This is a genomic window from Limnothrix sp. CMB-01 (assembly GCF_055193175.1).
The window spans coordinates 2,197,084-2,217,821 of the sequence record NZ_CM143720.1 but is presented as its reverse complement, the minus strand read 5'-3'; the positions used below and the strand labels follow the sequence as shown (position 1 = coordinate 2,217,821).

Below are 20,738 nucleotides of genomic sequence, written 5' to 3'. Positions count from 1 at the left end.
AAATCCTGAGGCAGTGCCTAGAGCCGGGCCCGGATGGGGAAGGAATAATCACCGCCCGCTTCTAGTTGGTAGTCGTGGGTTTCCAGAAATCGGGCCAGTGGTTCCCGAATCAGGGCCCGCCCCATGGACGGCTGAACCCGCAACCCGCCTTGGCGAAAGTGCCAAACAAATTCCCAGGTGAATTCCCCGGCGCTGACTTCGCCTTCTAGTTTGCCCTCATTCCAGGACTGGCGGGTAATGCGCACAAGGGCGATCGTTTGGGGCAACGGATTTTCTCGACGACTCACGGCACAGGCCGACAGTGCGGAATTAGTAGATGAACCGTGGACAGGCGGGCAGGGTCAACAGGATGAGGCTAGACCGCTGGACACTCGGCTAGGAAACCGGTTGCGGATCCTGCGGGGCCCGATCGGGCGTTTCCGGTGTTGCGGGCGCGGGGGCCGGTTTGGGCTTGGGTGGAGCCACATCGCGATTGTTATACAAGCTGGCGGCTTTGGCCACGCCATCTCGGAGCGATCGCTCGATCGTCTCCACGCTCAACCGCAACAGGGCTTGCACCGTAGGTTGTTCATCGGGCGCAAACTTGCCCAACACATGGGACACCGTTTCGCCGCTGACCACCCGGGGCCGCCCAATGCCCAACCGCAAACGCGGAAAATCCTGAGTTCCCAAATGGGTGATCGTGGACTTCATGCCATTGTGACCGCCGGCCGAGCCGGTTTCCCGCAGCCGCAACCGTCCCAAGGGCAGATCCATATCGTCGTAGATCGTGAGGACTGATTCCGGTGGCAGCTTATACCAATCGATCGCGGCGCGGATCGCCTGGCCCGATCGGTTCATATAGGTCAGGGGTTTCAGCAAATAAATCTTGCCAAAGGGCGATCGCCCCTCTCCCGCAAGGGCATTGAACCGGCGATTTTCGCTCAGGGGAATGCCCCACACCTTCGCCAGCTCATCAAGAACTTCAAAGCCAATGTTGTGGCGGGTGCGATCGTACTTGGGTTCTGGGTTGCCCAGCCCCACAATCAGCTTCGGAATTAGGGGTTCTGATGACGATGCGGATTGGCCTTTGGGCATGGCTTTGGAATCGACTTAAGCGCAGACGACTTCAAGGGTTAATCAACAGAACGCCAACCGGAAATAGTCCAACCGGAAGCAGTGCAACCAGAAACACCCCAACCGGAAACAATCCAGGCGGAAACACTCCGGCCGGAAGCGATCCAACCGGAAGCACTTAAACCGGATCGACCGAATCCACCGCATTGGTTTTGGCGGCTGGGGCCGGTTCCGCTTCGGCGGGGGTGACAGGGGTGGCCGGCTCCGAACTGGTCAGGGCGGGTTGCACAGGCGGCTCGATCGTGGCGGTCATGCTGGTGGAAGCGGGAGATTCGGCCCGATCCATTTCTCGCTTCAGTTCCGATTCAAATTCCCGCGAAGCTTCCTGGAAGGATTTCAGAGTCTTGCCCAGGCTGCGGCCAATTTCCGGCAACTTTTTCGGGCCAAAGACCAACAAAGCGACAACGCCAATCAAAAACAACTCTGCTGGGCCAATGCCAAAAATGTTCATGGGGCGATCCTTGCAATGGAAATGACCGGGGCGATCGCAAGCAAACGATCAAGCAACAACACTGAAACAGAACCAATCAAACAGACCCAATCCACAAGCAGGAGCTAGCGAACGAGAACGAATAGCTGGCTAGCCACTGGTCAACACCAATCATCGAACAGTAATTTGCAAATTTGCACGTTCAGATTATTCCATCCCAAGGCCCCGTCGCGTAGGCATCGGGTCGGCCTGACTCAGGAACAAGCCAAGATTGGGGCCCATGGGCTGGCGAATGTTGCCCATAAAAAAGCCCGGATACACCGGGGCTGTGGGACTGGGCGATCGACCAGTTGATGACTTAACTCTCAAAGATTTGTAGAATCCAACGCTCAGAACTCAGCAATTCTCTAGCCGTTAGTTCCTCAAACCAGTCGATCGGGCGGGCCATTCTTGGGGTGGAAATCTGAAATCTGTTGATGCAGACTCATCACCCCAATCAATTCACCCAAATCTATTGACCCAGCGACTTCCAATCGACATTAACGCCTTCAATCAAGATCGAGGTGTTGTACACCTGCAAGATGATCAGCAGGAACACAAAAAACAACCCCATGAAAACAGCCATCAGCGGGGTCGTCCCCCAGCCGGGAGCCACCTTACCGTATTCCGCATTTAACGGGCGCAAAATGTCGCCCAGGCGAGTCCGTTGAGCCATCTTATCCCTACCGTAGTGTTTCGCAACAATGGAGTCTTGCAGCCGTTGAAGCAACTGGGCGTTGCCGTTGATGTTGCTTTTTATTAAATAGTGCAGCAATTGCCGCACGAATGCAGCACGCCGCCAATGCTATTTGATTGGGTATTCTATCAAACGGCTGTGCCTGCTGTTTGGGGAGTTCCGTGGGGATGGGCTAGCGGTGGCCCGGGAACTAGGGCTAGCGGGCAGTGGGCGATCGGGTGGACTCCCTGAGAAGTTTGCGATTTTACTTAACTAATTGTTACAATTTGCGAGAAATGGGCTAGCGGCCCGGCCATCGAGACCCTTAAACCATGCTGGAAGACAACTCTGCTTTAACATTGGGAATTGCCCTCGGCACGATTTTGGTTGCCATCACGGGGTACTCGATTTATGTGGCTTTTGGCCCGCCGTCTGAGAATTTGTCGGATCCCTTTGAAGATCACGAAGATTAGGCCCAGAGGCCAGAGGATTGAGCTAGAGGATTGAGCTTGCTCGTCCCATTTCCCTGACGATCGCCCCAAATCACTCGCCATGGCCCCCATTTCTTCAGCGGGACTGGATGGGTTGATCGGGCCGGTGGCGATTAGCGATCCATCGGGAATTTTTGGTTGGCTTGTGGGCCACAGGGCGCGGCAACTGCTCGATCGACAGTTGACTCAGCAAATACAGCGGCAACTCTGGCTGAGAAACGGAATTGGCCCATTGGGGGGTGAGATGGTTCGCCATGGTGTGATCGTTCCCCAAATATCGCTTCAAAAAAGCCGTGATGAAGGCTTTCGTGTAGTCGCGAGCCAAGTCCGGCCGGGGCCCCACCAAGCTAGCCGGGAGCTGCACGGTTTCATCGCCCGTGGCCCCCAGCGTTGAAAAATGTGTGCCGCCTCGCAGCACCAAAAGATACTTATCCGCGATCGACATTTGGGCAAAGGGGCGCAACTGTTCCGACAAGGGCAGGGCGATCGGGTCATTACTAGCCGACAGAATCGCCGTGGGCACTTGCAGTTGGGCAATCCCTTCACGCCCAAACAGACTGGAAGTAATTGGGCTGATGGCCACCACGGCCTTCACCCTGGCATCTTGCAGGGATAGATAGTCCGTGTCGGGCGTGGGGCGCACCACCAAAGCCCGACATTGCAACAGCAGCGACGTATTCCAAAACAAGTCGTCGGAGGCGCAGTCGGTTTTCAGCCGTTTGAAATTCAGCGGGGCCCCGGCACTGGCCAGGGCGGTGTATCCGCCAAAGGACTGCCCCACCACGGCCGTGCGATCGAGGTCAATGGCCCCGGTGAATCCTCCGGGAGCTTGGGGATTGGTTTCCAGTTCATTGAGAATGTCGCGCACATCGGCCGGCCGCGAAATAAACTCCCTGGGGTCGGCGGCTTCGCTGGCCTCGCCGTTAATTAGGGCTTGGATGTAGCGGCTGTCGCTGCCGGGGTGCTCCAGCAGGATGGCAATAAAACCATGGGAGGCCAAGTGTTCGCCCAGGTAACCATAGGTGCGTCGATCGGATCCGAGACCGTGGGAAATGACCACCACGGGGCGATCGCCCGTCGCAGCCAAGGGCCAGTAAAGATCGGCCGCAAAGGGACGACGATCGCGCGGCTGAATCACGCGGTTGGTTTTGGCGGTCGCATAGGGGCCCGGTTGTCGCAACTCAAAGGGGGGCGGCGTAATGGGAGAGCCAGCTTGGGCCGCAAAGGCCGTTTCCACGGCGGTGGTGGCTTGGTCTTGGTGAATGGTGGTTTCCTCAATTTGTCGCCACAGGCTCAGGGCTTGGGCCAAGTCCACTCGCATACTGGGAGTGGGATAGTAGCGCAGCAAATTTAGGGGGGTTAGCCCTTCCGGGTCGGCGGCGGAACGGACGATCGCAGCACGCAGGGCCGGCACGCTTTGTAAATTGCGCCCGGTGCGGATCACTTGGGCCAAGCGCCGCAGAATAGTTTCCCCTTGAGGCGCATTGAAAAATTGCGACACGGCCAACAAATTGATATCCAGGCGATCGGTCAGGGCCGATCGCACCTGAGCCAATTGATCGGGAGTCAGAAACCGGGTGTAGAACTCCAGCTCATCGGAAATTTCGCCGGTCGCCACAAAGTCTTCCAGGGACTTCATTTCGATCGACAGGCCCAAGGCCCCAAAGGTCAGCTCAATCCGCTCGGCGGCCTGGGCCAAGGCGGGCGTGAAACCACCGGCCAGCAAACTAGCTCCCAAGGCCACCAGCGATCGCCCCAACCGCCGTCGCAGTCCGTAACCGGCAGGACTGACCCGATCTTGCTGGGTTACTTGGGTTACTACCGTTGTCATCGATCGCTCCATCACCCTCTCACCTCCAAATCTTGCCCAGAATTACTCGCCCAGAATTACTCGCCCAGAATTACTTGCCCAGAATTACTTGCGCCGCCATATCTATCCCAAGTCCCTGGCCCCACATTACTGCTCCAGAACATCCATGACCCCCTTGCTGTCTCAGCGCATGTCTGAAACGTGTCTTTTGAGCAGGGCCAAGCATCAACAAATCCAAGCATCAATCATCATGGGGCAAGGGGCTTGAGCATCTTGTTTGCCTCGATCGATGAGACCTGCAAGCTCGCAATTTGGGTCTTTGAAACAGCCTCCTAAGGTCGTCGGGGGCGATCGCGCCGGGAACCCCGATGGGCCGGCTTCGATCGACCCGCAGCACCCTTCCCGATCGCTCGGTTATAAAGGGCTTCATTCTCCGCCGCCGACTCAAACAAATCCACGATCGCCCCTGGATAATCACGACCAATTTTTACACCAAATCGCTCCTGTTCCACGGGCAACAAAGTCCAGGGATGATGCACTTTACCGGCGGGCAATTGGCGCAATTCCGGCAGCCAATGTTTCACGTATTCTCCTTGCGGATCGTAATCCTTGGCTTGCTTCAAAATATTGAAAAAGCGAAACCCTCTTGCATCATTTCCCACCCCGGCCGTGTAGTTCCAATTCCCCCAATTGCTGCACACATCATAATCAATCAACCAAGATTCAAACCACTCGGCCCCCATTCGCCAATCAATTCCCAAATTCTTGGTTAAAAAGCTCGCCACATTTTGACGACCCCGATTCGACATGAACCCTGTGGCGCGGAGTTCTCGCATGTTGGCATCCACCAAGGGATAGCCCGTTTGCCCATCACACCAAGCGGCAAAGGCCGCCGCATCCTGTCGCCAAGGAATGGCAATTCCTTGCAAACCCGTTACCCGAAAAACTCGATGGCGATGTTTGGCCACAATCCAGCGGAAATAGTCGCGCCACAGCAATTCAAAAATGAGCCAATAGGTGGATTCATTGCGAATCACTTTCTGTTCATAGGCTTGCACTTCGGCCCAAATTTTCCGAGGTGAAAGACAGCCCAGCGCCAACCAAGGCGAAAATTTCGATGCATCATTGGGCTGCAACATGCCGTTGCGCGTTTGCTTATAAACCCGCAAATGATCGCCACCCCAAATGTATTCCTGAAGCCGCTGGAAACCGGCCTGTTCACCACCCGTAAACGCAATCAGCGCCAAGGGGCTGGGTTCCAGTTCCACCAACCCCCAATCGGCCAAACGGGGCAATTCACCGGGGTTCAGGCCCGGCGGCACAGATGGCAGGCGATCGGGCGGGGGCAAGGGAGGATCAATGGTCGATCGCGCTTCAACGGTTTTCCGAAATTCCGTAAACAGCTCTGGAATTTGACCAACTTCAAAGGGCAAATTATCCGGGTGATAGAGCGTGTGGCCCCAATAAACCTTGCTTTGAATGTTTTCCTGAACCGGCCTGGACGCTTCTGGAGCTTTCAGGGCTGCTTCGAGGGCCAATTCAACCGCTTGTTCTTCAGTTCCCACCTCTTCGTGATAATAAATAGCCTGTGCTCCATATTCCGCTGCCAAGGCCGGTAACACCACTTCTGGCAGCCCCGATCGCACGATTAGATCACTGCCCTTGGCTCTCAAGGCAGCTCGTAGATCCGCAACGGATTCCAGCAAAAATTGAGCGCGGAAGGGGCCGGTTTTGGGAAAACCAAAGGCAGTTTCCGCAAACTGTCGCGGATCAAAACAATAGACCGGAATCAATGCCTGATGATTTTCGGCAGCAGCCAAGAGCGGTTCATGATCATGGAGACGCAAATCAGTACGAAACCAAACGATCGCGCAGCTAGCAGATGGAGAAGCAGCAGCCATTGAATCACCTAGGGATAACCTAAAATCGAGGGATGGGGGAAGGTGCTGGAGAATTCACGCCAGCCTGTAAATTTCAAATGCTTAAATTCTAGAGAATTTCAGAGAACTTCAGAAAAATTCAGAAAACCCTAGAGAAGTTTAGAGATAACAAAATGGCAAAATTTTACGAGCAAATCACACCGGAACTGGCCGCTTTTATTGAACAACAGAAGCTGTTTTTCACAGCATCCGCTCCCCAAGAGGGCCGAGTGAATGTGTCGCCCAAGGGGATGGATACTTTTCGCTGTTTTGAACCCAATTTGGTGGGTTATTTGGACGTGACGGGCAGCGGCAACGAAACCGCAGCCCATGTGACGGAAAACGGCCGGTTAACCCTCATGTTTTGCAGCTTTGTGGGCGCACCGTTGATTTTGCGGCTGTATGGCCAGGGGCGCGTGATTCGGCCACGGGATCCCGATTGGCAATCCTGGCTCGATCGATTTGAGGCCCTGCCCGGCACACGCCAAATCATGTTGCTGTCGGTGGAGTCGGTGCAAACCTCCTGTGGGTTCGGGGTTCCGTTGTTTGACTATCAGGGCGATCGCACCCAGTTGGTGGAATGGGCGGAGCGCAAAGGCCCCGACGGTCTGCAAGCCTATTGGCAAGCAAAGAACCAAACCAGCATCGATCGGCTCCCCACCTACCTGCTCAGTGATCAAGTAACCAGTGATCCAGCAAACGAAGCAAACAGTTGAACCGCAACGCGCCCGATCGCTCGCCCCGTTTCTTGAGCAAACCGCTAGCAAACCGCTAGCAAACCGCCGCCGGAACCCGAGCGGGCAATCCCCAATCGGCCGGCTCAAAGGCCTGCAAGGAGGGCAAGATGGCATCGGCCTGGGCCACACTCGATCGCTCCAAGGCCGGATCCGGAATCGCAATCACCGACATCCCCGCCGCCCGGGCCGCCTCAATGCCCGCTGGCGCATCCTCAAACACCAAACAGTGGCGCGGGTCGGCCCCCAATCGTCGAGCCGCTTCCCGAAACAGATCCGGCGCGGGCTTGGCCTGACGGACTCCCGGATCATCACTCAGCACCGTGCAATGAAACAGGCGAAACCAATCCCGATGAGGCGCGGCCTTCCAACCAAAGGGGCCACGGCTGGAGCTGGTGGCGATCGCCTGGGGAACGCCCGATCGGTGCAGGTGATGGGTCAACTCCACCGCGCCCGGCATCGGTTTAGCCACCGGTTGCCACTGGGCCACCAGAGATCGCCGCTGTTGCAACATTTCCTCGGGACTGATGGGCAACCCCAACCATTCCACCAAAATCGCCGATGACGTGTGGGCATCGCGCCCGGCGATGCGTCCTCGCACCGCTGGATCGTAAGCACAACCGTAGCGATCGGCGATCGCCCGGTTCACCGCTTCATTAATTGATTCCGTATCCAGCAACAAACCGTCGAGATCGTAGATAACGTGGGTGATGCGAGGGCGAGCTACCATGGCGAAATTTCGAGGGGCGCGATTTCGAGGGACTGTCTGAACGGTAGCAAAAATTGCACAATCCCCGGTGATTGCAACCCACTTTTACGAAGAATCCATGGTGAGCTAATGGCGAGCTAATGGCGAGTTAATGGCGAGTTGGTATAGCAATTCGATCAGCCGATTACTGCACCCGAAAACTGGCGATCACCTGTTGTTGCTGTTCCAAGCGATCGCTCAGTCGCCGCCAAATTAATTCACAAAGATCAAAAATCAGCGGATCCACAATTCGGTAATAGGCGCTGGTGCCTTGGGATTGTCGAGCAACCATGCCCGCCTGAGACAAAACTTTTAGATGCTTGGAAGTATTAGCCTGGGTCAGGCCCGTTGCTTCCACAATTTCCGCCACATTTCGGGGCCCCTCCCGCAAGCAGCACAGCACTCGCAATCGATTGCGTTCCGACAAAACCTTGAGATAGTCCGCGACGAATGCCAGTGCGTCTAACTCATGGTCAAGGGTATTAGCCATAGAACTCGATGTCCAAGCGAAGGGAAAAGGAGAGTTGCGGAGGGGTGCCATGGATGCAGAATCAGGGCTTGACCAAGGGCAGCAGCGGACAGGGCAGGAGAGATCTCCACGGGATGTTAAGAATTCTGATCCCCTTGCGAAGGCAACTCTACCCCATTGGATGGCTCAATTGTCCCTGAAGGAAAGTATTGGGCAAAATCAAGGCGATCGAGCATTCTGGTGGTAACCCGATTCCAGTGAAGCTGGGTGACGACTGGCCCCCCAGACTAACGGAGCTGGGGAAAAAATGGGGGCGATCGGGTGGCAAATTCAAAATATGAGTATATAGTTATATTAATCCAGCAAGCATGAAAACCCCAGAACTGATCTTGGGTCATCTTGGATTATCTGCCGCCGCTTGCTCCTGCAATTTGCCTCCTAGTTTGCCCAACACCCTTAACTTAGGAACTGCCCTATGTTGTTTCGGCAATTGTTCGATCGGGAAACGAGCACCTACAGTTACCTGATCGCCGATCAGGACAGTCGCCAAGCGGTCTTGGTGGACTCGGTTTTGGAACAGGTCGATCGAGACTACAAACTGATTCAGGAACTGGGCTTGACCCTGGTGGCTTGCCTAGAAACCCATGTCCACGCGGATCATGTGACCGGGGCCGGTCGGTTACGCGATTTGACCAATTGCCAAGGAATTGTCCCCATGGGGGCCAAGGTCGCCTGCGCCGATCGCGAGTTGGACGATGGCGAAGTGTTTTGGGTTGGCTCAGTGCCCATTCAAGCGATCGCCACCCTGGGCCACACGGACAGCCACCTAGCCTATTTGGTGAATCAAACCCATTTGCTCACAGGCGATTCCCTGCTCATTCGCGGCTGTGGTCGCACGGACTTCCAAAGCGGCAATGCCGAACAGCTCTATCAGGTGGTGACCGAAGTGCTGTTCGCGCTACCGGATGAAACCTTGGTTTACCCGGGCCATGACTATCGCGGCTGTTCGGTTTCCACGATCGGGGAAGAAAAACGCTGCAATCCTCGGTTTGTGGGGCACGATCGCGCAACCTTCGTGACCCTGATGCAAAATTTGGGGCTGCCGAATCCCCAAAAGATGGCGGAAGCCGTGCCCGCCAATCAACAATGTGGGCAACTGGTGACGGCCTGAACGCGCTGTTCGCCCTGGAGGCCCTGAGTTTTCCTCCTTTTTCTCCCTGTTTCCAAAATCTTCCCAGGATTTAGATCAATGACCCCTGTTCAACCTGAAGTGAATTCCCCGTCTACTCAACCGCCCGCAACCCAACCTCAACCGATGACGGTCGATGATTTTGTCCGGACACCTGAGCCGCTGCCTGTGGGGCCAGTGCGCCAGCGGGTTTCCGTCACTGAGCTTCAGGCTTGGTTGGCCACCAATCGGGCGATCGTGGTGGATGTGCGCGAGCCGGGAGAATTTGCCGGGGAACGCATTCCCGGGGCGCTGTCGATGCCCATGAGCAAGTTGGATTTGCAGGCAGTGCCGGTTTCTCAGCCCGATCGCTGGGTGGTGCTCTATTGCCAAACGGGAAATCGATCGACCGAAGTGGCCCATCAATTGGTGCAAGCGGGCCGCACGCCAGCGATCGACCTGATCGGTGGTCTTCAGGCTTGGAAGGCTGCGGGTTTGGAAGTTTTGGTCGATCGCCGGGCCCCGATCAGCTTGATGCGACAGGTGCAAATCGTGGCCGGTTCCTTGGTGTTCACGGGCACGGTGCTGGGTGCGTTGGTTTCCCCCTGGTTCTTGCTGTTGAGCGGGTTTGTGGGGGCTGGGCTGATGTTCGCGGGCATCACCAACACCTGCGCTTTGGCCATGCTGCTGGCGAAGTTGCCCTATAACCAGCGTTCTGCCTAGGCAACAAGCAGCGAAACTGCACGACAACAGACCTCAAAAACAAGCTTCAGAAACAAGCTTCAGAATCTGCCAATTGCCAGGCGAAATGGATCAACTCCGATCGCCCATGCAATTGGCCGGCTTTGCAGTGGCTTTCCAAAATTCTCAGTCGATCGATTAATCGCGATTGATTGGGATCGCAATCAACCAATTAAGGGTCACTTCTTAAGGGTTAATCAACGGTTTATGGATAGTTTGATCTGGGCGATCGGCCATGGCTTGGCGGTGGTGATTGGCATTGCCCTGGGGCTGTTGGGCGGGGGCGGCTCGGTGTTGGCCTTGCCAATTTTGACCTCGGTGATGGGCGTGCCGGTGAAACCCGCGATCGCCATGACGTTGGCCATTGTGGGAACCGTGAGCCTGTTGGGAGTCATTCCCCATTGGCGGGCGGGGCGGGTGCGCTGGCGGGTGGCAGCAATTTTTGGGCTGTCCACGGCGATCGGGGCCTTTGGGGGCGCTAAGTTGGCCACCCAACCTTGGGTTACGCCCCCCATTCAAATGATGTTGTTTGTGGGCATGATGCTGTTGGCAGCGATCGCCACGATTCGTCGCAGCAGCACACCAGCCCCGACGGATCGATCACCAGAGTCGGCCCTGGCAACCTATCCCCAGCCCGTTTGTCGCTATTGCTGGCTGTGGCTGCTAACGGAGGGCATCGGCGTGGGAATGCTGACCGGGCTGGTGGGTGTGGGGGGCGGTTTCGCGATCGTGCCGGCGTTGGTGCTGTTGGGCAATGTGCCGATGAAACAGGCGATCGGCACGTCCCTGGTGATTATTGCGGCTAACTCGATCGCGGGTTGGGCAGGCTACGCGGGCCACGTGGCGATCGATTGGCCCCTGACCGTTTCGTTTACGGGGGCGGCGGCCCTGGGAACGTTGCCCGGAGCCTATCTATCAAAATGGGTACCCGCCGATCGCTTACAGCGCTGGTTTGGTTATTTTCTGCTGGCGATCGCCTCGCTGGTGTTCTTGCAAAATTACCGAACCTTACTGGGGCCAAGTCCCCAAACCCAGCAACCACTAACCCGCCCCCTGTCGCAACTGAATCGTTCCCATCACCCCCAACCGGCCAGCCGACAGACGTTCGCCCGATCGGCCCGCCTCCGGTCATGAAACCGCCCATTCATCGACATTGGGACGCGATCGCTCCGTCCAGTGCTGTTGACTGGCCCTACAACAACCCATCCATCAAAACCAAAATCCGGCGGCCCTCATCCGTCAGGGTTTGGCCGTCGGGGGTGGCGTTGGGATGTTCTGCCAACCCTTTGAGCGCAATCAGTTTCAAGCTATTTTCCGCCTCCGTTTGGGCGATCGCCTCCGCCCCAGCCAAATAGCCGATCGCCCCCACATCCCCCATCAGGGCCCGCCGCAACTGTAAATCGGGCCCCCGCAGGGCGGCCACCAGTCGCTCGCCCCATTGGTCATCCCCCGTGAGCTGATACAGGGCCCGCACAGCCGCGTATTGCACTTTGGGCACGGAATGTTCCGTGAAGGGGCGAATCACGTCGATCGCCCCCTGAGCCTGCAAATTCCCCAAGGCTTCCAGCACCGCATCGTAGGGCTGCACCAAGTGGGGCTGGCCCGGCGCAACCACCGCCGCCGCCACGCCGCCATCCAACAGGGCCAACAAACCGGAAACAGCGCGATCGTCCGCTAACTGCCCGAGGGATTGGGCCGCCGCCTCCCGCACGTAATAATCGGGCGAAGTGAGCGATCGAATCAGGGCCGGAACCGCCGAGCGATCGGCCAATTTCCCCAAAGCCCGCGCCGCGTTGCGCTGAAGCGGCAAGCCTCCCGCCTCGGTGCGATCGCCCTCGTAATCCAAGGCTTCAATCAGCGCCTCAATCACGTCCGGCTGCGAAACCCGAAACCGCCCCACCCACCAAGCCGCGTAGTAGCGCAAGCTGGCATCTTCACTACGCAAATTGGCGATCGCCTCTTCCAAGGTCAACGACTTTGCCGAAATTTCCCCATCCACAGCCACAATCCCCACCCAACTCAACAGCAGCGAAATCCAGCCCCCAAGGGGCTACTTTCCGGGCAACTCTTTGGGAATGAATTCCCGCGAACCATTGTCCCACAAAGGATTGGGCAAACGTTGAGGCTCCATGAGTCCAGGGCGATTTGGGGGGAAATTACGGCAGGCCAGCGGGGCAGCAGGGGCAGCAGTAAGAGTTTTTACTCATGGATTCGTAACGAAACGTTGCAGTAAACAAAAAATTGCGTTAAATTTTCTATAGAGCAACTTGACACCAGGACGCTCACCCAACTCGACTTCTATCTATTCGCTCGAAACCCCTTTTTGGAGGTCTTCAACCATGACTGAGCAAAAGGCTAAATACGGCTTCACTGCCTTCGCCGAAACCTGGAACGGTCGTCTGGCAATGCTGGGCTTCGTGATCGGTATCGCTACGGAATTCATCACCGGCCAAGGCATCCTGTCGCAACTGGGCCTGCTGTAATTGGCTCGATCGAGTCTCAGCCTGGTTCCCTCGGCAAGATTCTTGGTTCAAGACCGCTGACGCATCATCGATGTCATGATCTAGCCGCTCGGGCGATCATCATCGACAGTCAACGGCAAGCATCCGCAAACCTTTGATTGGGTTTGATTCAGCAATCAAAAACCGCACGGTTTCCACAAGCCGCTGCGGTTTTTGCCATTTCAGCCCTGAGTTGCCGATCTTGCCCCCCTCCGGCCTTAAATTTCCTTCAATACAGCCTTTACCTAGAATCATTGGCACGCCATATTGCAGATGCCATGAAGCAACAGTTTGGTGGGCAGTGCCCACCCTACGGGCGACTACGGGCGACTTGCCCCCTCCGGCCTTAAATTTCCTTCAATATCTTGGGTTTGGATCCTGGGTTTATTTTTGCAGTATGAGTTTTTGGTATTTACTGCGGTAGTGGCTCTCAATATCAGTTTCGATCGCCTGGCCACAGTCTCTCGCAAAAGCAAGATGCTAAGATTGCGCCAAACTTCCAGGCTGCTGCTTGAAATTTGACCCTTTTGGCTGATTTTGGGCAGCTTGCTCGATCGCTCCGCCACCAACCCCAATTTTGTTTCCACATCAGCGATCGCTAGAGATCCCGTGATTATGCTGTCGAATCCGCGCAAGGTACTGCGTTACTGTTTGCTGGTGTTAGCGGCGGCACTCTTGATTGCGGTGGGTGCATCTACTTCCGATGGAGTTTTGCCGCCCGATGGCCGGGCCGAAGCAGCCCTGAAATACGCCAAGACCGCTGATCCAACTCAGCAAATTGGGTTGCCCGGGTTTGCAATTTCTAATTATTTAGCCACGGGATCCCTGTCGCGGCGGGACTATGAAGATCGCCCGACCGATCGCCCGGTGGATACGATCGTGATTCACCACACGGCCCTGAGTGGGCGACGGCTCTCGATCGCCCAAGTGGCGCGATCATGGCAAAACGACCCGGCCGAAGTCAGCGCCCATTTTATTGTGGGGATGCGCGGCGACATTTTAATGACTGTGCCACCCAGCAAAACGGCCTTTCACATCCTGAAGCAAGCAGCCTATCCCGATCCGCAAACCAACCGCCCGGTGAATTGGATCAATATGCGATCGATCGGGATTGAGTTTCACTACGACCCAGACAGCGAACGCCCCAGCCGTGAGCAAATTGTGGCCGGTGGGCGCTTAATTGGGGCCTTGCTGAATGCCTATCCTGATTTGGACGTGGCCCGCATCATCGGCCATGGGATCCAAAACTTTTCGGAAGGAGGGCGCAGCCGGGCCCTGAGCGAGCCAACCTATCTGTTTTTGATGCCGAATGCCCAGGTTGCGCCCAATTTCTTGATTTTGCTGAACAGTGCGGCTGAAATTTCGCCCCGACTGGCCAGCGCGATCGAGCAAGCAGGCGGCGTGAGGCAACTGGCCACCCAACTTCAACAGCGGACGATCGCGGGGCAGCGCCTAACCTTTGAAATGGAAACCACCTGGAAACAGGATTCCAACATGCCCATTTCCCCGATCGGGCCCCAAACGGCGATCGCGGAAGCAACCCGACTGGCACGCGAGCTGACCGGAACTGCCAGCGAACCGCCCAAGCCCACGCCGGAACCGCCGCCCCTGCTGGATCTCACGCCGCGCTTGTTCCTGGATTCTGACTTTAAGCCGAATAACCCAACCCAGTAGCCAGCCTCAATCTTGGGGAGACCAGCTTGAGGAGACCAGCTTGGGGAAACAAACCGCTCAATAACAGCCGATTCAAAGGCAATCAAAAAGGGGTTGATCAACAGTAATTAATTTACTAACATTCGCTAACGTATGCCAATATTTAGCTATGGCATACATCCCTCTTAGAAAAGCGGTCGAATTTCTGGGATTGCATCCAAATACGCTAAGAAAGTACGCAGATGAAGGGAAGATCGAGACCATCCGAAACGAGGCGGGCCAGCGGCTTTATAACGTCGAGTCATATGGACGCAAGGCAACTCGATCTACTGTCGTTTGCTACTGCCGCGTCAGTTCAGCCAAGCAACGAGACGATCTCGCAAGACAAGTCCAGTTCATGCGCGATCGCTACCCCGATGCCGAAATCATCCAAGACATCGGATCAGGTCTCAACTTCAAGCGGAAAGGATTGCAATCCCTACTGGTCAGACTCATGCGCGGCGATCAGCTCCAAATTGTGGTTGCCTGCCGCGATCGGCTCTGCCGATTCGGATTCGAGTTGTTCGAGTTCATGGTTCAACAAAACGGTGGCGAACTCATGGTTCTCGACCCATCTGTTCACTGCCCAGAATCCGAACTCACAGCGGATCTGCTCGCCATCCTTCACCTCTTCTCTCGTCGAATGCCCGGACTCAGAAGCTACCGCAAGGCGATCCAGGAAGATCCGAGTCTTCCTAACCCCTGATCAAAAAGCGCTCCTGAAGCAATGGTTTGGTGTTTCGAGATACGTCTACAACACCACAATCAAACATCTTCAGGAACCGGGAACCAAAGCCAATTGGATGGCAGTTGCGCCCATCATCTTGGGTGCGCTACCGGAGTGGGCTAAGTCAGTTCCCTATCAGATCAAAAAGATTGCGGTCAAAGATGCTTGCACTGCCGTTCGAGAAGCCAAGAAAAGCTTCAAAAAAGACGGACAAATTCGCAAATGTCGCTTCCGTAGTCGCAAAGATCGACAACAAACGATCTACATCCCCAAATCGGCCATCAGTGAAAACGGTGTCTATTACACCATCTTGGGAAAAGCAGCCCTAAAAGAATCAATTCCTGATGGCTTCAGTGATGGTCGGTTGACACTTGCCTATGGTGAGTATTACCTGATTACCTCAACAGAAGTGCAACCCATTCAGTCCGAAAACCAAGGGCGAGTGGTTGCCTTAGATCCCGGTGTCCGCACATTCATGACCTTCTTTGCTGAGTCATCCTACGGATGGATTGGCAATGACTCGAACTTGCTGATTCAAAAGCTGTGCTTCAAGCTGGATCGCCTGATTTCCAAAATTACCAAGGCTCAATCAGCTCAAAAGCGCCGCTTCAAAAAAGCCGCCGATCGCCTGCGCTCCAAGGTGCAACATCTGGTGAAAGAACTTCACCACAAAACCGCACGGTTCCTGACTGAAAACTTTGATGTGATTTTGTTGCCCAGCTTTGAATCCTCTCAAATGGTGAGCAAATCACGTCGCAAGATCAAGTCGAAAACCGTGCGACAGATGTTGACCCTATCGCATTACCAGTTCAAGAAACATCTAGAGTGGAAAGCTTGGGAGTTGGGCAAAATTGCTTTGACCAACATTAACGAAGCCTACACATCTAAAACTGTTTCGTGGACAGGTGAAATCGTGAAGATTGGCGGCTCTCGGGTCATCAAGTCGAAGGTTGATGGGCGATCAATGAATCGGGATCTAAATGGTGCTCGTGGGATTTTCCTGCGGGCATTGGTTGATACGCCTTGGTTGAGAGACCATCTCAACTTATGTATTTGTTAGCATCCGTTAGCAAAAAAGTATCGGTACAAAATGGAATGTACCCCTTTGTTTTCAATGCCTCCAGACTCTCAGGATCCGGCTTTCCGGGAATTTGAGAGTTTGGGACATTGGATATTGAGTTTTGAAGAGGGCGAACGATGGGACTTGAACCCACGAATGGCGGAACCACAATCCGCTGCCTTAACCCCTTGGCTACGCTCGCCACTGTAGTGGGTCATTATAACAACTTTGCGCTGAAAAGCATACCCGCTATAGACAAATTTCTTGGGAGCCTGATTTTGGCGGGGGCGATCGCACCGACAACGGCCGCTCGATAGGATGGAAGCCAAGGGCCAAGATCATCCAGATTGACGGATCGAATTCAAAAGCGGAATTCAAGATCGGTGGCCGTCGAATTGTTCTTCAAGGTGGCGGATGTGAAAGCGATTGTGGTGGTTAGCGGTGTGATTGTGGCGATCGGGGCGGGTCTGGCCGTCACCAATCCCAACCCCGATCGCTATGCGGATTTTGCTGCGGACTACATCAGTCGAGAGGTACAGGAGAGCACTTGCCAGGACGCTCCCGGCTTTTTGCAGGTGGCTTGCCAGGGAACCGTGGGCCAACTGCGGCCCGCCATTCGCCAGGTGGTTTTGCAAAACACCGATCGCCAGAATTTTTGGCTCTTCAGTCTGTACCGCACCGAGCTGAGCCTTCAGGAGTTAGTTCCTGCTCCCTTTGGCGACAAGCTCCCCAGCTACGAGGCTGAAAGCTTGGCGATCGGGACGCGCATTTTGCCCTATCGCACCGAAACCCGCAAACCTTGATCGCATCGATCATTCAAACTTTGAACCCATTGAACCTTTGAACCATTAGCCATTGGGCATCAGTCGCTGGATATCTATCACCCATTGGGTATCAACCATTGGGGGGCTGTTGCAGTGTGGCCATCAAACACAGCAGCAGCGCTTCAGTCCATTCCACGATCGCCCCGTAGGTGTCGCCCGTTTGGCCGCCCAATTGCCGGTTAAACCAAGCACCCGTCAGCAGGGCGATCGCCCCGCCTCCCAAGGCCAGCCCCACCGCTGGCAACCAACTGCCCGGAAACAACACCCCATACAGCGCACTGAAACTGAGGGCCAGCACCCAACCGGGCAACAAATTCCAGGGCGATCGAATCGCATCCTTGTGCATTCGCCCCTTCCCCCTGGGTCGTAGGTAGGGATAAGACAAAATGGCCACCACCTGCCCCCAGCGGGCCCAGGCCGCCACCGCCGCAATCACCAACCAGCGGGCCTGCGCCAAATCCGCCAGGGCCACCGTTTTTAACAACAGAATTGCGGCCGCAGCCATGGCCCCAAAGGCTCCGGTGGTGCTGTCGGCCATCACGGTCAAACGGCGTTGGGGATCTTGCACCGCCAGCCCATCGGCCGTGTCGATCGCCCCATCGAGGTGCAACCCTCCCGTCAAAGCCAGCCACCCCAACACCGCGATCGCACTGCGCGTCAGAATTGGTACTCCAACCCAGCCCAACACACCATCTCCCAACCCCACCAACAGACCCAAAAACGCCCCAATCAACGGCGCAAGGCGAGCAATGCCCCGAAAGTCCAAGGATCCTTGCCAGGGAACAGGCAACACCGTATAAAACGCCAACCCCGCCAGCAGGTGCAAGCCGGCCGATCGCCAGGGCTGCCACCAGGGGTCACGGGGCGATCGGGGCGGTGATGGCTTAGAAGAAGACTTAGGCACAGGGTTAGACGAAGAATTAGCTGCCGATTTAGCCGATCGTCGGGGTTCCGTCATAGGGAGCAATCTCCATTTATTTCAACTCCGTTGCGGCTCTGGGAGCCAACTTTGAGCCATCGACAGTCAGGCTGGGGAGTGGGCCATTTCCCCGGTTCGTCCATCAGGTTACGCGCTCGGTAAGTGGTAAGGGCCCGTTGGTAGTTGTTACCCTGGAAATTACTGAGTGTTTTTGCCCCTTTCTCTCTCCGTAGAACTACGGTTCCATTTTGATTGAAACTGTCGAAATGGATGAATCATCATTCCGATTTGGTTTGAGATTGGGTTCGATCGGTTCCAATCGCTTTCGATGGGCTTTCGATCAGTGCGGGTCACATATTTCTTTGGGGGGGCATCATTCTTGGGCATCAATTTTGCTGCTGCTTCTCGCGGGAGAGCAATGCTGAGATCGGCCCATCGATCGGTTCAATCATCCTGATTTTTTGCCAGTTGGCGATCGCTCTCGATCTGAGTTAATCTCAAGCCAACAACTTCAGTAATTTTCTCAGCGCACAAGTGAAGACCTTCCGATAAGATCGAGCAAGATATCTTTAGGCGTGCGCCTCAGCTTGGGTTGTCATGAACAAACGTCCATCTACAACGCAATTACCGGCTCCCTGCATTGTCGATCGTGGCATCATTGCCAACAAGCAGGATATGCAAAAACTGCTCGCTGGGCTGAATCGGGTGCGCTACACGCATATCCAGGACGGCACAACCACGAGCACCGGAGAAGGTCTCGTCCTTGATGTCTTTGCCGATGAGCATCAGGCAACGTTGGTTGCGAACCGAACGCTCTACCTGAATGTTTGTAGCTTTGACTATTTAGAAATTGGCCAAACAACGGATTTGGAACCCTATTTCTATTTAGTTCAAGACCGTAGACAACTACAGCTCTATCCCCTATCGAATCCGTTGCAAGAGCAGCGATCAACGGACTTTGACGATGCGGCCCTTGATGCTGTCTTCGATCGAGTCTTGCTGCGAAACTTTGAAGCGGTTGATGACGATGAAGAGCGTTTTTATCTGTAAGGTTGATCCATCAAGAAGATCAGCCTTTCAGTAAACGCTTTTGCACCGATTGTCGATTTTTTTCGAACTACGTCTTCATCATGTCTTCATAATTGATGAGCCTCCAACCCACTGACCGATTGAGTTAGTGTGCGAGCCATGGCCTCGGAGCGTCAATCGCTTCACGACCAACGTCTCCGAGTTGAGCCGCTCAATTGTTGAATCAGAGCACCAATCCCCGGGACGAGGGGGGCTTTTGTCCCGGGCTTGGTAGCTTGCCCGCAAAATTGACTGGTAACGAGCTGGCTGCAAAATGGGCTGGTTGGGTTTTAGGGGTCGCCGGTCGTGAGGCCGAATCGATAGCCCTTGCCATAGACACTGTGAATCACTGGGGGTTCGCCCACGGCTTCGATCTTGCGTCGCAGCAGGCGAATTTGGGCCGCCAGGGCATTGCTGCTGGGGCGATCGCCCGTGGGCCACAAATGGCCATAGATCTGGTCATGGGTCAGCACTTGCCCCGGATGGCGCATCAGGTATTCCAATAGACAGGTTTCCTTGTCAGAGAGTTCAATGAGCCGATCGCCCCGATAGGCCAACTGGTTATCGCAATCGAGGCCGAGATCCTGCCACTGCAATCGGCCGGGGCGATCGGTTCCCGTGGGGGTTTCTGGGGCCTCGTCCGGGGTGCTTCGGGGCCGTCGCAACAGGGCCCGCACCCGCGCCAGCAACTCCCGCAACTCAAAGGGTTTCACCAGGTAGTCATCGGCTCCGGCATCCAACCCCGCCACCCGATCGTCGATCGTGTCCTTCGCCGTCAAAAACAACACCGGCACACCCTGACCCATTTGGCGCAGGCGTTGGCAAATTTCCACCCCGCTGATTTCTGGCAACATCCAATCCAAAATCAGCAAATCGTAGGTGTTTTGGCTGGCCAGTTGATAGCCCGCTTGCCCATCACTGGCCACATCAACGCTGTAGCCCTCGCGGGTCAAAAGCCGACTGAGCGGATCGGCCAACGCTTGCTCATCGTCCACCAGCAAAATTGTGGCAATTTCCGCCTTCGGATCGCTGGTTGGGGGCATGGGGGTGATGCGTTCCATGGTTGTTGCCAGTTAATGCTTGCCAGTTGATACTTGCCGATTAATGCTTGCCGATTAATACTTGCCAGTTAATGCTCGATTAATACTTGCCAGTTGAAAATCACTGCCTGAAGAAGGCCAGTGGCCAACGCTTGCTAGGTTAATCGGCTCTGCCAGGTTGCTGCCTTCCTGAAAAACGTGCTAGCTTGAATGGCAATCAGGCCTAGTCCGCCATTTAACGCGAAACAGCGGGCATTCAGCCTTCGGGCAATGTCCAAGTTTTAGCAGTTGGCTCAAGGTGATTGAGGCCCTTTGAATAAAGCAGGAGGTGATGCCCATGGGTAGTAGCAGTAGTATGTCTCAGGGTTTTCAAGTTGGAGGATACTGGCTGTGTACCGGGCTGGTTGCCTAGGTAAGCCCTCCCTCTTCAAAAAGGGTCACGTCACTCGACGGGGCGGTTAAAGCTTTCGCAATACCCGGCAGTTGAGTTTCAAGTTGATAACCCGCTAGACCGCTCCTATCCGTTGTTTCGGGTAGGAGCGGATAGTTTTTGGGGGGTTTGAGCG

General features: G+C 55.4%; 23 protein-coding genes and 1 tRNA gene. 11 read left to right on the top strand and 13 right to left on the bottom strand.

The features are described 5' to 3' along the window. Positions 1-17 precede the first annotated feature (17 nt). From ACZA91_RS09395 to psbH, 4 genes are all read right to left on the bottom strand, one after another. Positions 18-287 (bottom strand): DUF3146 family protein, encoded by a 270-nt coding sequence (locus tag ACZA91_RS09395; RefSeq protein WP_099531638.1) that lies wholly within the window; start codon positions 285-287, stop codon positions 18-20. A gap of 88 nt (positions 288-375) precedes the next feature. Beyond that, on the bottom strand, positions 376-1,077 hold the full coding sequence (gene pth, locus ACZA91_RS09390) for an aminoacyl-tRNA hydrolase (RefSeq protein ID WP_463186284.1): 702 nt from the start codon (positions 1,075-1,077) through the stop codon (positions 376-378). Between the two features lie 157 nt (positions 1,078-1,234). Then, positions 1,235-1,567 carry a TatA/E family twin arginine-targeting protein translocase gene (locus ACZA91_RS09385; protein WP_099531640.1) on the bottom strand — a complete coding sequence of 111 codons (333 nt, stop codon included), beginning with the start codon at positions 1,565-1,567 and terminating at the stop codon, positions 1,235-1,237. Positions 1,568-2,057: 490 nt separating this feature from the next. Then, positions 2,058-2,261, bottom strand: coding sequence for a photosystem II reaction center phosphoprotein PsbH (psbH, locus tag ACZA91_RS09380; RefSeq protein ID WP_099531676.1), 204 nt, complete (start codon positions 2,259-2,261; stop codon positions 2,058-2,060). A 332-nt stretch (positions 2,262-2,593) separates the two neighbouring features. Here psbH and psbN point away from each other — a divergent pair, with 332 nt between their 5' ends. Then, entirely contained in the window at positions 2,594-2,734 is a 141-nt protein-coding gene (gene psbN, locus ACZA91_RS09375; protein ID WP_099531641.1) for a photosystem II reaction center protein PsbN, read from the top strand. A 94-nt stretch (positions 2,735-2,828) separates the two neighbouring features. On the opposite strand, the gene ACZA91_RS09370 is transcribed toward psbN, so the two are convergent. Together ACZA91_RS09370 and ACZA91_RS09365 are read right to left on the bottom strand one after the other, a co-directional pair. Further along, the gene (locus tag ACZA91_RS09370) at positions 2,829-4,595 is read right to left on the bottom strand and encodes an alpha/beta hydrolase (RefSeq protein ID WP_463186282.1); all 1,767 of its coding nucleotides are present in this window, start codon (positions 4,593-4,595) and stop codon (positions 2,829-2,831) included. 299 nt (positions 4,596-4,894) lie between these two features. After that, positions 4,895-6,463, bottom strand: coding sequence for a DASH family cryptochrome (locus ACZA91_RS09365; RefSeq protein WP_463186280.1), 1,569 nt, complete (start codon positions 6,461-6,463; stop codon positions 4,895-4,897). Positions 6,464-6,615: 152 nt separating this feature from the next. Here ACZA91_RS09365 and ACZA91_RS09360 point away from each other — a divergent pair, with 152 nt between their 5' ends. Beyond that, complete coding sequence (locus ACZA91_RS09360; RefSeq protein WP_190355867.1) at positions 6,616-7,197, top strand: pyridoxamine 5'-phosphate oxidase family protein; 582 nt, start codon at positions 6,616-6,618, stop codon at positions 7,195-7,197. A gap of 55 nt (positions 7,198-7,252) precedes the next feature. Here ACZA91_RS09360 and ACZA91_RS09355 read toward each other — a convergent pair whose 3' ends face one another. Continuing rightward, positions 7,253-7,945: an HAD-IA family hydrolase gene (locus tag ACZA91_RS09355; RefSeq protein ID WP_190535397.1), complete on the bottom strand. Its 693-nt coding sequence runs from the start codon at positions 7,943-7,945 to the stop codon at positions 7,253-7,255. 163 nt (positions 7,946-8,108) lie between these two features. Next, on the bottom strand, positions 8,109-8,453 hold the full coding sequence (locus ACZA91_RS09350; RefSeq protein ID WP_099531646.1) for an ArsR/SmtB family transcription factor: 345 nt from the start codon (positions 8,451-8,453) through the stop codon (positions 8,109-8,111). A gap of 454 nt (positions 8,454-8,907) precedes the next feature. On the opposite strand from ACZA91_RS09350, the gene ACZA91_RS09345 reads away from it, so the two are divergent. The 3 genes from ACZA91_RS09345 to ACZA91_RS09335 all read left to right on the top strand — a co-directional run bounded on the left by ACZA91_RS09345 (position 8,908) and on the right by ACZA91_RS09335 (position 11,475). After that, entirely contained in the window at positions 8,908-9,603 is a 696-nt protein-coding gene (locus ACZA91_RS09345; protein WP_463186276.1) for an MBL fold metallo-hydrolase, read from the top strand. 78 nt (positions 9,604-9,681) lie between these two features. Beyond that, a complete protein-coding gene (locus ACZA91_RS09340) occupies positions 9,682-10,323 on the top strand; it encodes a rhodanese-like domain-containing protein (RefSeq protein ID WP_463186274.1) in 642 nt (213 codons plus the stop codon). 234 nt (positions 10,324-10,557) lie between these two features. Beyond that, a complete protein-coding gene (locus ACZA91_RS09335) occupies positions 10,558-11,475 on the top strand; it encodes a sulfite exporter TauE/SafE family protein (RefSeq protein ID WP_463186416.1) in 918 nt (305 codons plus the stop codon). Positions 11,476-11,533: 58 nt separating this feature from the next. Here the strand turns inward: ACZA91_RS09335 and ACZA91_RS09330 are convergent, their stop codons facing one another. Beyond that, entirely contained in the window at positions 11,534-12,355 is an 822-nt protein-coding gene (locus ACZA91_RS09330; protein WP_463186272.1) for a HEAT repeat domain-containing protein, read from the bottom strand. A 325-nt stretch (positions 12,356-12,680) separates the two neighbouring features. Between ACZA91_RS09330 and ACZA91_RS09325 the strand changes: the two genes are divergently transcribed. After that, positions 12,681-12,824 carry a chlorophyll a/b-binding protein gene (locus ACZA91_RS09325; protein ID WP_099531648.1) on the top strand — a complete coding sequence of 48 codons (144 nt, stop codon included), beginning with the start codon at positions 12,681-12,683 and terminating at the stop codon, positions 12,822-12,824. Between the two features lie 99 nt (positions 12,825-12,923). Here ACZA91_RS09325 and ACZA91_RS09320 read toward each other — a convergent pair whose 3' ends face one another. Further along, positions 12,924-13,151, bottom strand: a complete 228-nt coding sequence (locus ACZA91_RS09320) for a hypothetical protein (protein WP_463186270.1) — start codon at positions 13,149-13,151, stop codon at positions 12,924-12,926. Between the two features lie 306 nt (positions 13,152-13,457). Between ACZA91_RS09320 and ACZA91_RS09315 the strand changes: the two genes are divergently transcribed. The 3 genes from ACZA91_RS09315 (at position 13,458) to ACZA91_RS09305 (ending at position 16,321) form a co-directional block, all read left to right on the top strand. Next, the gene (locus ACZA91_RS09315) at positions 13,458-14,516 is read left to right on the top strand and encodes an N-acetylmuramoyl-L-alanine amidase (protein ID WP_463186268.1); all 1,059 of its coding nucleotides are present in this window, start codon (positions 13,458-13,460) and stop codon (positions 14,514-14,516) included. A gap of 148 nt (positions 14,517-14,664) precedes the next feature. Next, positions 14,665-15,240 carry an IS607 family transposase gene (locus ACZA91_RS09310; RefSeq protein WP_463183248.1) on the top strand — a complete coding sequence of 192 codons (576 nt, stop codon included), beginning with the start codon at positions 14,665-14,667 and terminating at the stop codon, positions 15,238-15,240. Continuing rightward, positions 15,143-16,321, top strand: a complete 1,179-nt coding sequence (locus tag ACZA91_RS09305) for an RNA-guided endonuclease InsQ/TnpB family protein (RefSeq protein ID WP_463186415.1) — start codon at positions 15,143-15,145, stop codon at positions 16,319-16,321. The genes ACZA91_RS09310 and ACZA91_RS09305 overlap by 98 nt, the downstream gene beginning before the upstream one ends. A gap of 129 nt (positions 16,322-16,450) precedes the next feature. On the opposite strand, the gene ACZA91_RS09300 is transcribed toward ACZA91_RS09305, so the two are convergent. Beyond that, positions 16,451-16,523 (bottom strand) — tRNA-His (locus ACZA91_RS09300). A 181-nt stretch (positions 16,524-16,704) separates the two neighbouring features. On the opposite strand from ACZA91_RS09300, the gene ACZA91_RS09295 reads away from it, so the two are divergent. Continuing rightward, positions 16,705-17,124 carry a DUF4359 domain-containing protein gene (locus tag ACZA91_RS09295; RefSeq protein ID WP_190534051.1) on the top strand — a complete coding sequence of 140 codons (420 nt, stop codon included), beginning with the start codon at positions 16,705-16,707 and terminating at the stop codon, positions 17,122-17,124. A gap of 91 nt (positions 17,125-17,215) precedes the next feature. Here the strand turns inward: ACZA91_RS09295 and cobS are convergent, their stop codons facing one another. Beyond that, positions 17,216-18,103, bottom strand: coding sequence for an adenosylcobinamide-GDP ribazoletransferase (gene cobS, locus ACZA91_RS09290; RefSeq protein WP_099531652.1), 888 nt, complete (start codon positions 18,101-18,103; stop codon positions 17,216-17,218). A 558-nt stretch (positions 18,104-18,661) separates the two neighbouring features. Between cobS and ACZA91_RS09285 the strand changes: the two genes are divergently transcribed. Further along, positions 18,662-19,114 (top strand): hypothetical protein, encoded by a 453-nt coding sequence (locus ACZA91_RS09285; protein WP_099531653.1) that lies wholly within the window; start codon positions 18,662-18,664, stop codon positions 19,112-19,114. 308 nt (positions 19,115-19,422) lie between these two features. Here ACZA91_RS09285 and ACZA91_RS09280 read toward each other — a convergent pair whose 3' ends face one another. Further along, entirely contained in the window at positions 19,423-20,193 is a 771-nt protein-coding gene (locus ACZA91_RS09280) for a response regulator transcription factor (protein ID WP_242028009.1), read from the bottom strand. Positions 20,194-20,738: the final 545 nt, after the last annotated feature.

Coding starts and splice junctions, on each gene's coding strand:
- pth (WP_463186284.1), bottom strand. CDS start 1,077: ATGCCCAAAGGCCAATCCGCATCGTCATCAGAACCCCTAATTCCGAAG.
- ACZA91_RS09385 (WP_099531640.1), bottom strand. CDS start 1,567: ATGAACATTTTTGGCATTGGCCCAGCAGAGTTGTTTTTGATTGGCGTT.
- psbH (WP_099531676.1), bottom strand. CDS start 2,261: ATGGCTCAACGGACTCGCCTGGGCGACATTTTGCGCCCGTTAAATGCG.
- psbN (WP_099531641.1), top strand. CDS start 2,594: ATGCTGGAAGACAACTCTGCTTTAACATTGGGAATTGCCCTCGGCACG.
- ACZA91_RS09370 (WP_463186282.1), bottom strand. CDS start 4,595: ATGGAGCGATCGATGACAACGGTAGTAACCCAAGTAACCCAGCAAGAT.
- ACZA91_RS09365 (WP_463186280.1), bottom strand. CDS start 6,463: ATGGCTGCTGCTTCTCCATCTGCTAGCTGCGCGATCGTTTGGTTTCGT.
- ACZA91_RS09360 (WP_190355867.1), top strand. CDS start 6,616: ATGGCAAAATTTTACGAGCAAATCACACCGGAACTGGCCGCTTTTATT.
- ACZA91_RS09355 (WP_190535397.1), bottom strand. CDS start 7,945: ATGGTAGCTCGCCCTCGCATCACCCACGTTATCTACGATCTCGACGGT.
- ACZA91_RS09350 (WP_099531646.1), bottom strand. CDS start 8,453: ATGGCTAATACCCTTGACCATGAGTTAGACGCACTGGCATTCGTCGCG.
- ACZA91_RS09345 (WP_463186276.1), top strand. CDS start 8,908: ATGTTGTTTCGGCAATTGTTCGATCGGGAAACGAGCACCTACAGTTAC.
- ACZA91_RS09340 (WP_463186274.1), top strand. CDS start 9,682: ATGACCCCTGTTCAACCTGAAGTGAATTCCCCGTCTACTCAACCGCCC.
- ACZA91_RS09325 (WP_099531648.1), top strand. CDS start 12,681: ATGACTGAGCAAAAGGCTAAATACGGCTTCACTGCCTTCGCCGAAACC.
- ACZA91_RS09315 (WP_463186268.1), top strand. CDS start 13,458: ATGCTGTCGAATCCGCGCAAGGTACTGCGTTACTGTTTGCTGGTGTTA.
- ACZA91_RS09310 (WP_463183248.1), top strand. CDS start 14,665: ATGGCATACATCCCTCTTAGAAAAGCGGTCGAATTTCTGGGATTGCAT.
- cobS (WP_099531652.1), bottom strand. CDS start 18,103: ATGACGGAACCCCGACGATCGGCTAAATCGGCAGCTAATTCTTCGTCT.
- ACZA91_RS09285 (WP_099531653.1), top strand. CDS start 18,662: ATGAACAAACGTCCATCTACAACGCAATTACCGGCTCCCTGCATTGTC.
- ACZA91_RS09280 (WP_242028009.1), bottom strand. CDS start 20,193: ATGGAACGCATCACCCCCATGCCCCCAACCAGCGATCCGAAGGCGGAA.